Here is a 14,044-nt window from a genome sequence, read left to right on the forward strand (position 1 = left end):
TAGCCTTTTTCTTCTTTTTAATCTTAATATATTAAAAAAAATATAATATCATTTTAAAAATTTATACTTTGGTGATTGTATGTTTATAGATAATGTGAAATTAGTTTTAAGTTCAGGCAATGGTGGTAAAGGTGCTGTGAGTTTTCGCCGTGAAAAACATGTTCCACTTGGTGGACCTGATGGTGGTGATGGCGGAAATGGTGGTGATGTATATTTTATATGTGATAACAATACCCATACCCTAGCGCACTTTAAAGGCAAAAAAGAACTTAAAGCGCAAAATGGCCAGCCGGGTTTGGGCCGTAACAAAAATGGTAAAAGAGGGGAGAGCTTAGAATTAATCGTTCCTCAAGGCACTCAGGTAATTGATGCACAAAGTGGGGAAGTTTTGCTTGATATGCTAGTAGAAGGCCAAAAAGAACTCTTTTTAAAAGGTGGTAAAGGTGGTCTTGGTAATACTCACTTTAAAAACTCTACTAATCAACGCCCAGATTATGCCCAACTAGGCGTGGCAGGAAAAACCTTAAGCGTGCGTCTAGAGTTAAAACTCATAGCAGATGTTGGACTTGTAGGCTTTCCAAATGTAGGAAAATCTACTCTTATAAGCGTAGTATCTAATGCAAGACCTGAAATAGCTAATTATGAATTTACTACTTTAACTCCAAAACTTGGTATGGTTGAAGTAGATGATTATAATTCTTTTGTAATGGCAGACATTCCAGGTATTATAGAAGGTGCAAGCGATGGTAGGGGTTTGGGACTTGAGTTTTTAAGACACATAGAAAGAACTTCTTTTTTACTTTTTGTGCTTGATCCATTAAGAGATATGAGTTTAAAAGAACAATTTTGCATTTTAAGAAAAGAATTAGAAAAATTTTCAAGCAAACTTTATGCAAGAAATTTTGGCTTAATGCTTTCAAAAAGTGATAGTGTAAATTTAGGTGAGGAATTTGCACAAAAAATGGAAGATGATTATAATGAGTTAAAAGCTTATTTGCAAAGTCAAAATAATCCACAAAGCTTTTTTGTTAAAGTATCAAGCCTTGAAAAAACAGGTTTAAAAGAGCTTAAATTTATGCTTTTAGAAGAAGTTAAAAAAATTAGAAATCAAAATAATCTTTGATGAGTGAAAATTTAACTATAGATTTTATCCAAGAATATATCAAGTCCAATTTTAAAGGTTTGGTATATAAATTTACCTATAAAGAACATAGCTTTTTTTATAATCCCGATAAGGTTTTAAAAAACGGAGTTTATTTTTGTACTATTAAAGAAAATGATGGCATAAATGATAAAGCTTCGAATTTAAATAGAGAAGGTGTGTTTCGTCTAAGTTGCTCTCTTTGTGATCAAGATTACCAAAATCTTTTTGGTCAAAAACCTAAAAAAGCTTTAAAGGGTGAAATTGTTAGTTTAAATTATGATTTTTCTATGCTTGATCTTATCATGCCTCATCCAATTTATGCTTATATGGGATATATTTGTATTAACAATCCTTCAAGAAAAAATTTTGAAATTTTTAAAGATTATCTTGAGCTTTCATATCAAAAAGCTATAAAAACTTATCAAAAAAGGATAGTGGCGCTATGAAAAATATCATTTTTATGGGAACTCCCTCTTATGCAACATGTATTTTAAAAGAGCTTGTTGATAAAGGGTTTAATGTCCAAGCTTTATTTACCCAGCCTGATAAACCTGTGGGAAGAAAGCAAATTTTAACTCCAAGTGATACTAAAAAGTTTGTTTTGGAAAATAATTTAAATATAGAAATTTTCACTCCAAAAAGCTTAAAAGATGAAAATATAATTAATGGAATAAAAAGCTTAAAACCTGACTTTATAGTTGTTGCTGCTTATGGGAAGATTTTACCAAAAGAAATTTTAGATATTGCTCCTTGTATCAATTTACATGCTTCCTTGCTTCCTAAATATCGTGGCGCTTCGCCTATACAAAGTGCTATTTTAAATGGGGATAAAATAAGCGGGGTTTGCACTATGCTTATGGAAGAAGGGCTTGATAGTGGTGCTATTTTAGAAAACATAGAATGTGATATAGAAGGTAAAAATTCAGCTGAAGTTTTTATTATGCTTTCAAATTTAGCAGCTAAGCTTACTATTTCTACACTTTTGAATTTTGAAAAAATTGTCCCAAAAAAGCAAGATGAAAGTTTAGTTACACATTGTAAAAAAATTAAAAAAGAAGATGGCTTGATTGCTTTAAATAATGCAAGTGAAATTTATCAAAAATTTCTAGCTTTTGCACCTTGGCCTGGAATTTTTTTAGAAAATGGTTTGAAATTTTTAGATATAGAATTAGTTGATGGTGAAAAAACTCAAAAATCAGGTGTGATTTTACAAATAGAAAAGGAAAGCTTTTTGCTTTCATGTAAAAAAGGTATTTTAAGGATTAAAACTTTACAAGAAAGTGGAAAAAAAGCTTTAGATGCTAAGACTTATTTAAATGGAAAAAGGTTAAAACTTGGAGATAGTTTATTTTGACGAACTTGAATCAACTCAAGTTTATTTAAGTGAAAAAATTCGTAGCGGAGAGATTACTAACAATACAGCCATTTGCGCTTTTATCCAAAGTGCTGGTATAGGTAGTAGGGATAATACTTGGCAAAGCAAGCAAGGAAATTTACATGTATCTTTTTGCATAAAAACTCAAGAATTAGCACAAGATCTTCCTTTGGCTTCTGCTAGTATATACTTTGCGTTTTTAATGAAAGAAGTATTGCAAAGACAAAATTCAAAAGTATGGATTAAATGGCCTAATGATTTTTATATAGAAGATAAAAAAATAGGCGGATTGATGAGTTCTAAAATCAATGATTTTTTGGTTGTAGGAATGGGGATTAATCTTAAATACGCCCCATTTAATGCTGAAATTTTAGACATAGAAGTGGATATAGCAAAACTTTTAAATGAGTATTTTTCTTATGTAGATGAGAAAATTTTATGGAAGAATATTTTTAGCAAGTATATGCTAGAATTTGAAAAATCAAGAAATTTTTTTATACATAATGAAGGTAAGATTTTATCTTTAAAAGATGCTTTGTTGTATAAAGATGGTTCTATATTGTTAGATAATAAAAGGATATATAGTTTAAGATGAGTGAGATAATAACTATTGCAAATCAAAAAGGTGGGGTAGGTAAAACTACTACCGCTATTAATCTAGCGGCTTCTTTAGCAGTAGCTGAAAAAAAGGTTCTTTTAATAGATATTGATCCACAAGCTAATGCTACAACAGGACTTGGTTTTAATAGAAGTAATTATGAATATAATATTTACCATGTTTTTATAGGTAGGAAAAAACTTTCTGAAATCATTTTAAAAACTGAGCTTCCGCAATTATATTTAGCTCCATCAAATATTTCTTTGGTTGGAATTGAGCAAGAAGTAGTAAAAGAAAGCGGAGAATATAGAACGATTTTAAGGGAAAAAATCAAAGAAATTGCTAAAGATTATGATTTTATTATCATTGACTCACCTCCTGCACTTGGAAGCATTACGGTAAATGCTTTTGCAGCAAGTGATAGTGTTATTATCCCTATACAATGTGAGTTTTATGCGCTTGAGGGTGTTGCGATGGTTTTAAACACTATTAAATTTGTGAAAAAAACTATCAATCCAAAACTAAAAATAAAAGGCTTTTTGCCAACTATGTATAGCTCACAAAATAATCTTTCAAAAGATACTGTGGAAGATTTAAAGCAAAATTTCAAACAAAAGCTATTTAGAACAGGTGATAATGAAGATGATTTCATCATCATACCAAGAAATGTAAAACTTGCTGAAAGTCCAAGCTATGGAAAGCCTATTATACTTTATGATATAAAATCTCCAGGTTCAGTGGCATATCAAAATTTAGCACATTCTATATTAGGATAAAAAATGGCAAAAAAAAGTGCATTAGGAAGAGGTTTAAGTAGTATTTTGGCTGATATTGATGAGGTTTATGAAAAAGAATTAGGCTCTAATGAAGGCAGAATAGAAGAAATTGATATAGATTTAATTAGTCCAAACCCTTATCAGCCAAGAAAAAATTTTGATACCCAAGCTCTAGAAGAACTTGCAGGTTCTATCAAAGAATATGGTTTGATTCAGCCTGTTGTGGTTTTTAAAAAAGATGAATTTGATTATATTTTAATAGCAGGTGAGAGAAGATTTAGAGCATGTAAGCTTTTAGAAAAAGAACAAATTAAAGCTGTAGTTTTAAATGTAGATGATATAAAATTACGTGAGCTTGCTTTAATAGAAAATATTCAAAGAGAAAATTTAAACCCTATAGAATTAGCACATTCTTATAAAGAGTTATTAGAAATTCATGATATCACTCAAGAAAAATTAGCCGATCTTATTCATAAATCAAGACCTCAAATTGCTAATACTTTAAGACTTTTAAATTTGAATGAGCAAACGCAAAATTTCATTATAGAAGGTAAAATTTCACAAGGTCATGCAAAAGTTTTAGTGGGACTTGAAAAAGAAGAAGAAAAAATGATAGTTGATACTATCATAGGGCAAAAACTTAATGTAAGAGATACCGAAAAGTTAATTAAAAATTTTAAAAACACAAACCAATTAGAAAAAAACGCAACTTCAAACAAACAATATCAATCTATAATAAATTTAAAAGAAAAAATTGAATCTTTAGGCTTAAAAGTAAATGCAAAAGATTTAAAAATTACTATAAATTTTGAAAATGAAGATGAGGTTAGGGAATTTCTAAAGATATTAAATTAAATATGTTTTTAGGTATGTTTTGCTATAATTTCGCGTTTTATTTAGATTTATTTAGGAGTATTAATGTTTAATGATGTACATTTTTCCATCATGATAGCCACCGGTGTCATTTTTTTGCTTATGATAGCGATTTTAAATTCTATGCTCTATAAACCTTTGATTAAATTTATGGATTCTAGGGATTTAACTATAAAAAATGATGAAGAAAAAATGAAAAAAAATTCTGATGATGTTTCAAATGTAGAAAGTGAATTAGAAAAAATTCATATCCAAACAAGAGATGAAATCAATCAAATCAAAGCAAAAGCAATAGAAGAAGCTAAAATAAAACAAGAAAAAGAATTATCAACAAGAAAAAGAGAATTAGAAGATCAAATGCTTGTTTTTCTTAAAAGTCTAAGAGAAAAAGAAAAAGAATTAAAAGAAGAAATGCGTTTAAAAATGCCAGAATTTAAACAAAGCTTTAAAAATAGCTTGAGTAAAATTTAAGGAAGATAAATGTTGAAAAAAATTACATTATTATCAATACTTCCTTTTTATGCTTTTGCAGCAGGTAATGGAAGTGGTGAGTATGATATTATTCCAAGAGCGGTTAATTTTGTTTTATTTGCTGCTATTTTGTATTATTTCATAGCAACACCTTTGAAAAATTTCTACAATGGTAGAATTGCAAAGATTGCATCTAGAATGAATGAAATTCAAGAAAAACTTATTGCAAGTAAAAATCATAAATTAGAAATGATGAAAAAATTAGATTTGGCCAAGCAAGAAGCTGTTAATGCAGTTGCTCTTGCAAAAAAAGAGGCAGAAATTATTACTGAAAAAATCGAGAATGAAACAAAAATGGAAATTAAAGCTCTAGAAAAAACTTACGAAGAGCACAAAGAATATGAAATAAGAAAAATGGAAAAAGAAGTTGTGCAAGCAGTTTTAGAAGAAATTTTTGAAGATCAAAATTTACAGCTACAACAAAAAGAAATTTTAAATATCATGATGAAAAAGGTGTCTTGATGGAAAAAGTAATTGCTAAAACATATGCAAAGGCAATATTAGAAAGAAATGATTTTGAAAATTTTTATTCTAATTTGTTAGAGTTAAGCTCAGCTTTTGCATCTAATAAATTTATAGATATTTTAAATTCATACGAAATAAAGCAAGACAAAAAATTAGAGTTAATACTTTCATTATTGAATAATCCAAGTGATGCTTTTAAAAATTTTATAAATTTGATTGTGGATAATAAAAGAGAAATGCTAATTCCAGAAATCACTAAAGAATTAAGTGAACAAAAAGCATCAAAAGAAAATACATTTTTAGGACAGGTTTACTCAAAAGAAAAATTAAGCGAAGAAGAAATTAAAAATTTAGAGGAAAAACTTAGTCTTAAATTTAATGCAAAAATTAGATTAGATAGTAAAATAAGTGATAATGACAGTGTGAAAATTAGCTTAGATGGACTTGGATATGAAATTTCATTTTCAATGCAAAGCTTAAAAGCTAAGATGAATGATTATATATTAAAAGCAATTTAAGGAGATTTGATGAAATTTAAAGCAGATGAAATTAGTTCTATTATAAAAGAAAGAATTGAAAAATTTGACTTTAATCTTGAAATAGAAGAAACCGGTAAAATTATTTCAGTTGCCGATGGTGTTGCTAAGGTATATGGCCTTAAAAATGCTATGGCTGGAGAGATGGTTGAATTTGAAAATGGCGAAAAAGGAATGGTTCTTAACCTTGAAGAATCAAGTGTTGGTATTGTTATCTTAGGTAAAGGACTTGGACTTAAAGAAGGAAGTTCTGTAAAAAGATTAAAAAAACTTTTAAAAGTTCCAGTTGGAGATGCGTTAATAGGACGTGTTGTAAATGCTTTAGGAGAGCCAATTGATGCTAAAGGCGTAATTGAAGCGAGCGAATATCGTTTTGTAGAAGAAAAAGCAAAAGGTATTATGGCTAGAAAAAGCGTTCATGAGCCATTACATACGGGTATTAAAGCTATTGATGCTTTAGTTCCAATTGGTAGAGGACAAAGAGAATTAATCATCGGTGATAGACAAACAGGTAAAACAACTGTAGCAATTGATACAATTATTAGTCAAAAAGGTAAAGATGTTATTTGTATTTATGTTGCAATTGGTCAAAAACAAAGTACTGTAGCTCAAGTAGTTAAAAAGCTTGAAGAATATGGTGCAATGGATTATACTATAGTGGTAAATGCGGGTGCATCAGATCCTGCTGCGTTACAGTATCTTGCGCCATATGCTGGGGTAACTATGGGTGAATATTTTAGAGATAATTCAAGACATGCATTGATCGTTTATGATGATTTAAGTAAACATGCTGTTGCATACCGTGAAATGTCTTTGATTTTACGTCGTCCTCCAGGTCGTGAGGCTTATCCTGGTGATGTGTTCTATCTACATTCAAGATTGCTTGAAAGAGCAAGTAAGTTAAGTGATGAGCTTGGCGCGGGAAGCTTGACTGCACTTCCTATTATTGAAACTCAAGCAGGGGATGTTTCAGCTTATATTCCAACCAATGTTATTTCAATTACAGATGGTCAAATTTTCTTAGAAACAGATTTATTTAACTCAGGTATTCGTCCTGCGATTAATGTTGGTTTATCTGTATCTCGTGTTGGTGGTGCCGCGCAAATTAAAGCAACAAAACAAGTTTCAGGTACATTAAGACTTGATTTAGCTCAGTATAGAGAATTGCAAGCTTTTGCACAATTTGCAAGTGATTTGGATGAAGCTAGTAGAAAACAACTTGAGCGTGGACAAAGAATGGTTGAAGTTTTAAAGCAACCTCCATATTCTCCACTTTCACCAGAAAATCAAGTTGTGATTATTTTTGCAGGCACTAAAGGTTATTTAGATGATGTTGCGGTTTCGAAAATTGGAGAATTTGAAGCAGCTTTATATCCATTTATTGAGGCTAAGTATCCAGAAATTTTTGAGCAAATTAGAACTAAAAAAGCTTTAGATAAAGATTTAGAAGAAAAACTAGCTAAAGCATTGAGTGAGTTTAAAGCAAACCATATATAAGGTTTTTAAATGTCTAATTTAAAAGAAATTAAAAGAAAAATAAAAAGTGTTCACAATACACAAAAGACAACCAATGCGATGAAGCTTGTCTCTACTGCTAAACTAAGAAAAGCAGAAGAGGCAGCTAAAAAATCAAAGGTTTTTGCTCAAAAAATCGATGAAGTTTTATCAGAAATTGCGTTCAAGATCAATCAATACGATGGGCTTGATGACAAACTTCCATTTTTTAGAAAAAAAGATAATATAGAAAAAATGGATATTATTTTTGTCACAGCCGATAAGGGTTTGTGTGGTGGATTTAATATTAAAACCATTAAAGCCGTAAATGAAATGCTTGAAGATTGCAAAACAAAAAAAATCAAGGTAAGATTAAGAGCTATTGGTAAAACAGGTATAGAATATTTTAATTTTCAAAATATAGAAATTTTGGAAAAATATTTAGATACAAGTTCAAGTCCAGATTATGATAAGGCTTGTGCTATTATCCAAAAAGCTGTTGATGATTTTGTAAATGGCGTGACAGATAAAATTGTAATCATTCACAATGGTTATAAAAATATGATTTCTCAAGAAATTCGTATTAATGAGTTGTTGCCAGTAGAAGCTATTGTTGGTAAAGAAGAACAAAAGTCTGAATCTTTAATGGACTTAGAACCAGAAGATGAAGAAATTTTAAACGATTTGTTAAAAACTTATTTTGAATATAACATGTATTTTTCTTTAGTTGATTCTTTGGCAGCTGAACATAGTGCTAGAATGCAAGCCATGGATAATGCAACCAATAATGCAAAAGCTAGAGTTAAGCAGCTTAATTTAGCTTATAATAAAGCAAGACAAGAATCTATTACCACCGAGTTGATAGAAATCATCAGCGGTGTTGAGTCAATGAAATAAATTTAGGAGTGATGATGCAAGGTTTTATTTCTCAAGTTTTAGGACCAGTGGTTGATGTTGAATTTAAAGACTATCTTCCACAAATTAATGAAGCTATTATTGTTAATTATGAATTAGAAGGAAAAGAATGCAAGCTAGTTCTTGAAGTAGCTGCGCATTTAGGCGATAATAAAGTAAGAACCATCGCTATGGATATGACGGATGGTCTTGTTAGAGGTTTAACAGCTGTTGCAACTGGAAATCCAATTAGCGTTCCAGTAGGCGAAAAAGTTCTTGGAAGAATTTTTAATGTAACGGGTGATTTGATTGATGAGGGTGAAGAAATCAATTTTGATAAACACTGGTCAATTCATAGAGATCCGCCTCCATTTGAAGAGCAAAGTACAAAAAGTGAAATCTTTGAAACAGGTATAAAGGTTGTTGATTTGCTAGCTCCTTATGCTAAGGGTGGTAAAGTTGGTCTTTTTGGTGGTGCAGGTGTTGGTAAAACCGTTATTATTATGGAATTAATTCACAACGTTGCATTTAAACACAGCGGATATTCGGTTTTTGCAGGTGTTGGCGAAAGAACTCGTGAGGGTAATGACCTTTATAATGAAATGAAAGAAAGTAACGTATTGGATAAAGTTGCATTGTGCTATGGTCAAATGAATGAACCACCAGGAGCAAGAAATCGTATTGCGTTAACAGGTCTTACTATGGCTGAGTATTTTAGAGATGAAATGGGACTTGATGTTTTAATGTTTATTGATAATATTTTTAGATTTTCTCAATCAGGTTCAGAAATGTCAGCGCTTTTAGGAAGAATTCCTTCAGCTGTTGGTTATCAACCAACCCTAGCTAGCGAAATGGGTAAGTTCCAAGAAAGAATTACTTCAACCAAAAAAGGATCTATTACTTCAGTTCAAGCAGTTTATGTACCAGCAGATGACTTAACAGACCCTGCGCCAGCAACAGTTTTTGCACACTTGGATGCAACAACAGTTTTAAATAGATCAATTGCTGAAAAAGGTATTTATCCAGCTGTTGATCCACTTGATTCTACTTCAAGAATGCTTGATCCACAAATTATTGGTGAAGAGCACTATAAAGTAGCACGTGGAGTACAATCAGTATTACAAAAATATAAAGATTTGCAAGATATTATTGCTATTTTGGGTATGGATGAGTTAAGCGAAGAAGATAAATTGATTGTTGAAAGAGCAAGAAAAATTGAAAAATTCCTATCTCAACCATTCTTCGTTGCTGAAGTTTTCACAGGTAGCCCTGGAAAATATATCAGCTTAGAAGATACAATTGCAGGATTTAAAGGTATTTTAGAAGGTAAATATGATGATTTACCAGAAAATGCTTTTTATATGGTTGGTAATATAGATGAAGCTATAGCAAAAGCTGAAACACTTAAAGAAGTTAGCAGAAAAGACGTTTGTTTAGATAATTGTAAAGTGGATAAGGCTAAAAAAGGTTAATTTATGCAAGATTTAATATCTTTAGAAATCATTACACCCCTTGGTATGATTTATCAAGGGGATGCAAGATTGGTAGTTCTTCCTGGAAGTGAGGGTGAATTTGGTGTTTTAAAAGGACATGCATCTTTAATCTCTTCTTTAAAAGCAGGAATTATAGATATAGAAAAATCAGATTCAACTCATGAATTAGTTGCTATTGATTCAGGTCATGCAAAAGTTTCTGAAACTAAAGTGAGTGTTTTAGCAAAAGGCGCTGTATGGGTTGGAGGAAATAGTGATAGTGAAATAGCAAAAAGATTAGAAGAAGCAAAAGATTTAATTAAATCTATGAGCAGTGATAGTATTGCACTTGCTTCTACTTTTGCTAAAATGGATAATAATGTAAGGCAAAAATAGTGGATTTTCAAGCAATTTTTCATTTTTTTGAAAATACAAGCTTAATCACTTATATAGTATTAGCTTGGCTTTCGGTGTATTTTATACTTAGTTTTAGTATATTATTTTCAAGGTTGATGCTTATTAATAAATGGACTCAAAATGAAAGCCAGGCTTTAGAAGCTTTAATGAGAGGCGAAAAAGATTTAAGTCAAAGTGCATCAATTTTAAAAAAATGTGTTGAAGTTGATGAAACAAAGATGAATATTTATAAAAATTCTGTAGAAAAAAAAGCTACGGTAGGGTTAACTTGGCTTAGCATTATCGCTTCAACCTCTCCTTTTATAGGTCTTTTTGGTACGGTTATTTCTATACTTGAAACTTTTGGTGGCTTAGAGATGCAAAATTCTTTAAGCATTATAGCTCCTAAAATCAGTGAAGCTTTAGTGGCTACAGGTTGTGGAATTTTAGTAGCGATTCCTGCATACAGTTTTCATTTGATTATTAAACGTAAAGCCTATGAATTGATTAATATCTTAGATAGCGAGATCAAAGTATTGGTAAGCTCTACAAAGGTATAGTTAATGTTTTTAGAAGAAAAACCTGAACTCAATATTACACCTTTGGTAGATATTATGCTTGTGTTGCTTGCTATTTTAATGGTAACAGCACCAAGTATCACATATGAAGAAAAAGTTCAACTTCCTCAAGGTTCGCAAAAAACTTCAAGTGCGCCAAATATTAAAAGTTTGATTATAACAATTAATGCAAAAAAAGAAATTTTTATAGGAAAAGATAAATTTGATTTTATAAGTTTTGCGGATAATATGAATGCTTTAAAAGTTCAGTATAATACTCAAGAGACAGTTTTTATCAGAGCGGATAAGAATCTAAAATATGATGATGTAATGAGTGTTTTAAGAACAATGAAACATTTAGGTTTCCAAAAAGTTGCTTTGCAAACTGAGTAAAAAATGGAAGAAAATTCTACACATAATCTTAAAGCTTTTATTTATGCAACTTTAGTTTATTTTTTTGTTGTTTTTTTGGTATTTTTTAAGTTGGTTGAGTATAAACCAAAAGCCATTGAATATACTGATGATCCTAATAGTTTTATCAATATAGAACTTGGAGATAGCATAAATCAAAATCAAGTAAATATGATACAAGAATTACAAAAAGAAAATCTACAAAGTTTATTTGAAGAAAATCTTCTACAAAAATACACTACCAATAAAAGCGTTAACACCCAAAATATAGAACAACAAGCAAGTGTTTTTAATGAGTTGTTTGGTAAAATAGAAGACTATCAAGAAGAAAAAACGACTAAAGTGCAATCTTCTATGCCTTCAAAAAAACCTACTTTTGCCCAAAGAGAAAAAATCAATGATTTTTCTAAGCAACTCAATGAAAATTTAAAAATAAATCAAGAATTAGGTCAATCTGTCATGGAGCAAAAAGTAGGGGTTTATGATCAATTCTTAGGTGCTGTTAGAAAATATCTTGAAGATAGATGGAGAATTTACAATCCTAGTGGTAACTTAAGTATAGAAGTAGAATTTGTAATTGATAATAATGGTTATTTTTACCTGTTAAACACTACTAGTGCACATAGTGATAATTTTGACAAAAAAGCAAAAGAATTTTTACAAAATTTAGAAGGAAAATACATAACTTTACCTCCAAATGGTAAAATAAGAAAAATTAAAATGCAACTTAGTGATATAATTGAGTTTAAAACGGAGAAACAATGAAAAAAATACTAGTATTTTTATTTTTTTGTTCAGTATTATTTGGACAAGATGCAACAATATCTGTTGTTAATAAAGGTATGCAATTGCCAAAAATTTATATTAAAGATCAGTCTAAATTGAATGATTTAGATCTTAAAAAAAGTTTTTATAACATGCTTGTTAATGATATAAAAGTAAGTTCAAATTTTGAGATAACTCAAGATGAAAAACAAGGTGATTATATTTTTTCTTATATATTAAATAAAAACGGTAAACTTTTAGATATTGATGTTGAAATTTTAGCTGCAAATGAAACTAAAACAAGATTTTACGAACAAATTCTTTCCATCGAAGAGTATCCATTTTTAGCACATAGAAGTGTTGCCCAAATGAATAAAAAGTTAGGTTTTGCTCCGGTTGATTGGATGGATCATAAAATTTTAATAGCTAGAACACAAGGTAGTAAGCAAAGTGATATTTTATTAGCAGATTATACTTTAACTTACCAAAAAGTATTGATTTCAAAAGGTTTAAATTTGTTTCCTAAATGGGCAAATAAAGAACAAAATGCATTTTATTTTACTGCCTATGAAGATGAGATTCCAACTCTTTATAAATATAATATGAAAAATAAAAATATAACAAAAATTATTGCTAGCAAAGGTATGATGGTTGCTTCTGATGTGAGTGATGATGGTAAAAAAATTTTACTTACCATGGCTCCAAAAGATCAACCTGATGTATACTTGTATGATGTAGATTCAAAAAATCTGACACAAATTACAAACTATATGGGTATTGATGTAAATGGCAATTTTGTTGATGGTGATAAAAAAATTGTATTTGTGTCTGATCGCTTAGGCTATCCAAATATTTTTATGCAAAATTTAGATTCAAATTTAACAGAACAAGTTGTTTTTCATGGTAAAAATAATTCTTCGGTTTCTACTTATAAACACTACATGGTTTATTCTAGTAGAGAAGTAAATCAAAGCGGAGTTTTTAATCTTTATTTAATGTCAACCCAAAGCGATTACATAAGACAACTCACTGCAAATGGTAAAAATCTTTTTCCAAGATTTTCAAGTGATGGAGAAAGTGTTGTGTTTATTAAGTACTTAGGCTCTCAAAGTGCTTTAGGTGTTATTCGAATTAATGCAAATAAAGCTTTTCATTATGGCTTAAAAGTGGGTAAAATTCAATCAATTGATTGGTAAAATACTAAAATCATATTTTTTTTGTTATAATTAAATTATGATTTTTAAATAAACAAAAGGGGAAATCAATGAAAAAAATCATTTTTGCTTCAATTACTGCATTTGCTGTTATTGTAAGTGGTTGTGCTACTAAAAACACTAGCGTTAGTAGTTCAAGTAGTGTAGATGGCTCAAAAGGTAGCGGTGGATCTGATAGATTTGAAAATCTTGAATCTTTAAATTCTGTAGCAAATGTATATTTTGATTTTGATAAATTTAATGTTAGATCAGATATGCAAAAGGTTATTGCAAATAATGCTGAAATCTTTAATAAAGAAGCTGCTAATGCTGCAATAGTAGTTGAAGGAAACTGTGATGAGTGGGGGACTGATGAGTATAATCAAGCTTTAGGTTTAAAAAGAGCTAAAGCAGTAAAAGAATCTTTAGTAGCTCAAGGTGTTAGCGCAGATAGAATTAGCGTTAAAAGCTACGGAGAAACTAATCCTGTATGTACTGAAAGAACAAAAACTTGCGATGCTCAAAATCGCCGTGCAGAATTTAAATTATCAAAATAAGTTTTAA

18 protein-coding genes are annotated in these 14,044 nt (G+C 29.9%); all 18 read left to right on the forward strand.

Annotation, left to right across the window (positions count from 1 at the left end; all coding sequences use genetic code 11):
- Positions 1–79: 79 nt before the first annotated feature.
- The gene (obgE, locus tag L8V77_RS01880) at positions 80–1,123 is read left to right on the forward strand and encodes a GTPase ObgE (protein WP_263706432.1); all 1,044 of its coding nucleotides are present in this window, start codon (positions 80–82) and stop codon (positions 1,121–1,123) included.
- The gene (locus L8V77_RS01885; protein WP_257941899.1) at positions 1,123–1,590 is read left to right on the forward strand and encodes a DUF6194 family protein; all 468 of its coding nucleotides are present in this window, start codon (positions 1,123–1,125) and stop codon (positions 1,588–1,590) included. Before obgE ends, L8V77_RS01885 begins: the two co-directional genes overlap by 1 nt.
- A complete protein-coding gene (gene fmt, locus L8V77_RS01890; protein WP_263706437.1) occupies positions 1,587–2,498 on the forward strand; it encodes a methionyl-tRNA formyltransferase in 912 nt (303 codons plus the stop codon). The genes L8V77_RS01885 and fmt overlap by 4 nt, the downstream gene beginning before the upstream one ends.
- Complete coding sequence (locus L8V77_RS01895) at positions 2,479–3,114, forward strand: biotin--[acetyl-CoA-carboxylase] ligase (protein WP_263706438.1); 636 nt, start codon at positions 2,479–2,481, stop codon at positions 3,112–3,114. Before fmt ends, L8V77_RS01895 begins: the two co-directional genes overlap by 20 nt.
- A complete protein-coding gene (locus L8V77_RS01900) occupies positions 3,111–3,893 on the forward strand; it encodes a ParA family protein (protein ID WP_012660935.1) in 783 nt (260 codons plus the stop codon). The genes L8V77_RS01895 and L8V77_RS01900 overlap by 4 nt, the downstream gene beginning before the upstream one ends.
- Before the next feature lie 3 nt (positions 3,894–3,896).
- Positions 3,897–4,748: a ParB/RepB/Spo0J family partition protein gene (locus L8V77_RS01905; RefSeq protein WP_263682549.1), complete on the forward strand. Its 852-nt coding sequence runs from the start codon at positions 3,897–3,899 to the stop codon at positions 4,746–4,748.
- Positions 4,749–4,811: 63 nt separating this feature from the next.
- On the forward strand, positions 4,812–5,237 hold the full coding sequence (locus L8V77_RS01910) for a FoF1 ATP synthase subunit B' (protein ID WP_039627807.1): 426 nt from the start codon (positions 4,812–4,814) through the stop codon (positions 5,235–5,237).
- A gap of 9 nt (positions 5,238–5,246) precedes the next feature.
- Complete coding sequence (locus tag L8V77_RS01915; RefSeq protein ID WP_263663540.1) at positions 5,247–5,759, forward strand: F0F1 ATP synthase subunit B; 513 nt, start codon at positions 5,247–5,249, stop codon at positions 5,757–5,759.
- Positions 5,759–6,280, forward strand: a complete 522-nt coding sequence (locus tag L8V77_RS01920) for a F0F1 ATP synthase subunit delta (RefSeq protein ID WP_263663541.1) — start codon at positions 5,759–5,761, stop codon at positions 6,278–6,280. Before L8V77_RS01915 ends, L8V77_RS01920 begins: the two co-directional genes overlap by 1 nt.
- A 9-nt stretch (positions 6,281–6,289) precedes the next feature.
- Positions 6,290–7,795: a F0F1 ATP synthase subunit alpha gene (gene atpA, locus L8V77_RS01925; protein ID WP_012660940.1), complete on the forward strand. Its 1,506-nt coding sequence runs from the start codon at positions 6,290–6,292 to the stop codon at positions 7,793–7,795.
- A gap of 9 nt (positions 7,796–7,804) precedes the next feature.
- Positions 7,805–8,689: an ATP synthase F1 subunit gamma gene (atpG, locus tag L8V77_RS01930; protein WP_263663543.1), complete on the forward strand. Its 885-nt coding sequence runs from the start codon at positions 7,805–7,807 to the stop codon at positions 8,687–8,689.
- 14 nt (positions 8,690–8,703) lie between these two features.
- Complete coding sequence (atpD, locus tag L8V77_RS01935; protein WP_039667925.1) at positions 8,704–10,158, forward strand: F0F1 ATP synthase subunit beta; 1,455 nt, start codon at positions 8,704–8,706, stop codon at positions 10,156–10,158.
- Between the two features lie 3 nt (positions 10,159–10,161).
- The gene (gene atpC, locus L8V77_RS01940; RefSeq protein ID WP_012660943.1) at positions 10,162–10,554 is read left to right on the forward strand and encodes an ATP synthase F1 subunit epsilon; all 393 of its coding nucleotides are present in this window, start codon (positions 10,162–10,164) and stop codon (positions 10,552–10,554) included.
- Positions 10,554–11,114 carry a MotA/TolQ/ExbB proton channel family protein gene (locus L8V77_RS01945; RefSeq protein ID WP_173787088.1) on the forward strand — a complete coding sequence of 187 codons (561 nt, stop codon included), beginning with the start codon at positions 10,554–10,556 and terminating at the stop codon, positions 11,112–11,114. Before atpC ends, L8V77_RS01945 begins: the two co-directional genes overlap by 1 nt.
- 3 nt (positions 11,115–11,117) lie before the next feature.
- Positions 11,118–11,504 carry an ExbD/TolR family protein gene (locus L8V77_RS01950; RefSeq protein WP_012660945.1) on the forward strand — a complete coding sequence of 129 codons (387 nt, stop codon included), beginning with the start codon at positions 11,118–11,120 and terminating at the stop codon, positions 11,502–11,504.
- A gap of 3 nt (positions 11,505–11,507) precedes the next feature.
- The gene (locus tag L8V77_RS01955; protein ID WP_039667927.1) at positions 11,508–12,287 is read left to right on the forward strand and encodes a Tol-Pal system subunit TolA; all 780 of its coding nucleotides are present in this window, start codon (positions 11,508–11,510) and stop codon (positions 12,285–12,287) included.
- A complete protein-coding gene (gene tolB / locus L8V77_RS01960) occupies positions 12,284–13,483 on the forward strand; it encodes a Tol-Pal system protein TolB (RefSeq protein WP_173787091.1) in 1,200 nt (399 codons plus the stop codon). The genes L8V77_RS01955 and tolB overlap by 4 nt, the downstream gene beginning before the upstream one ends.
- 68 nt (positions 13,484–13,551) lie before the next feature.
- Positions 13,552–14,037 (forward strand): peptidoglycan-associated lipoprotein Pal, encoded by a 486-nt coding sequence (pal, locus tag L8V77_RS01965; RefSeq protein ID WP_263678394.1) that lies wholly within the window; start codon positions 13,552–13,554, stop codon positions 14,035–14,037.
- The last annotated feature ends 7 nt before the right edge of the window (positions 14,038–14,044 follow it).

Origin of the sequence: Campylobacter sp. IFREMER_LSEM_CL2127, from assembly GCF_025771745.1 — a bacterium.
Taxonomy (GTDB): domain Bacteria; phylum Campylobacterota; class Campylobacteria; order Campylobacterales; family Campylobacteraceae; genus Campylobacter_D.

What these genes read in the sequence shown, in the direction of transcription:
- obgE (WP_263706432.1), top strand. Translation starts at nt 80, where the DNA reads ATGTTTATAGATAATGTGAAATTAGTTTTAAGTTCAGGCAATGGTGGT.
- L8V77_RS01885 (WP_257941899.1), top strand. Translation starts at nt 1,123, where the DNA reads ATGAGTGAAAATTTAACTATAGATTTTATCCAAGAATATATCAAGTCC.
- fmt (WP_263706437.1), top strand. Translation starts at nt 1,587, where the DNA reads ATGAAAAATATCATTTTTATGGGAACTCCCTCTTATGCAACATGTATT.
- L8V77_RS01900 (WP_012660935.1), top strand. Translation starts at nt 3,111, where the DNA reads ATGAGTGAGATAATAACTATTGCAAATCAAAAAGGTGGGGTAGGTAAA.
- L8V77_RS01905 (WP_263682549.1), top strand. Translation starts at nt 3,897, where the DNA reads ATGGCAAAAAAAAGTGCATTAGGAAGAGGTTTAAGTAGTATTTTGGCT.
- L8V77_RS01910 (WP_039627807.1), top strand. Translation starts at nt 4,812, where the DNA reads ATGTTTAATGATGTACATTTTTCCATCATGATAGCCACCGGTGTCATT.
- L8V77_RS01915 (WP_263663540.1), top strand. Translation starts at nt 5,247, where the DNA reads ATGTTGAAAAAAATTACATTATTATCAATACTTCCTTTTTATGCTTTT.
- L8V77_RS01920 (WP_263663541.1), top strand. Translation starts at nt 5,759, where the DNA reads ATGGAAAAAGTAATTGCTAAAACATATGCAAAGGCAATATTAGAAAGA.
- atpA (WP_012660940.1), top strand. Translation starts at nt 6,290, where the DNA reads ATGAAATTTAAAGCAGATGAAATTAGTTCTATTATAAAAGAAAGAATT.
- atpG (WP_263663543.1), top strand. Translation starts at nt 7,805, where the DNA reads ATGTCTAATTTAAAAGAAATTAAAAGAAAAATAAAAAGTGTTCACAAT.
- atpD (WP_039667925.1), top strand. Translation starts at nt 8,704, where the DNA reads ATGCAAGGTTTTATTTCTCAAGTTTTAGGACCAGTGGTTGATGTTGAA.
- atpC (WP_012660943.1), top strand. Translation starts at nt 10,162, where the DNA reads ATGCAAGATTTAATATCTTTAGAAATCATTACACCCCTTGGTATGATT.
- L8V77_RS01950 (WP_012660945.1), top strand. Translation starts at nt 11,118, where the DNA reads ATGTTTTTAGAAGAAAAACCTGAACTCAATATTACACCTTTGGTAGAT.
- L8V77_RS01955 (WP_039667927.1), top strand. Translation starts at nt 11,508, where the DNA reads ATGGAAGAAAATTCTACACATAATCTTAAAGCTTTTATTTATGCAACT.
- tolB (WP_173787091.1), top strand. Translation starts at nt 12,284, where the DNA reads ATGAAAAAAATACTAGTATTTTTATTTTTTTGTTCAGTATTATTTGGA.
- pal (WP_263678394.1), top strand. Translation starts at nt 13,552, where the DNA reads ATGAAAAAAATCATTTTTGCTTCAATTACTGCATTTGCTGTTATTGTA.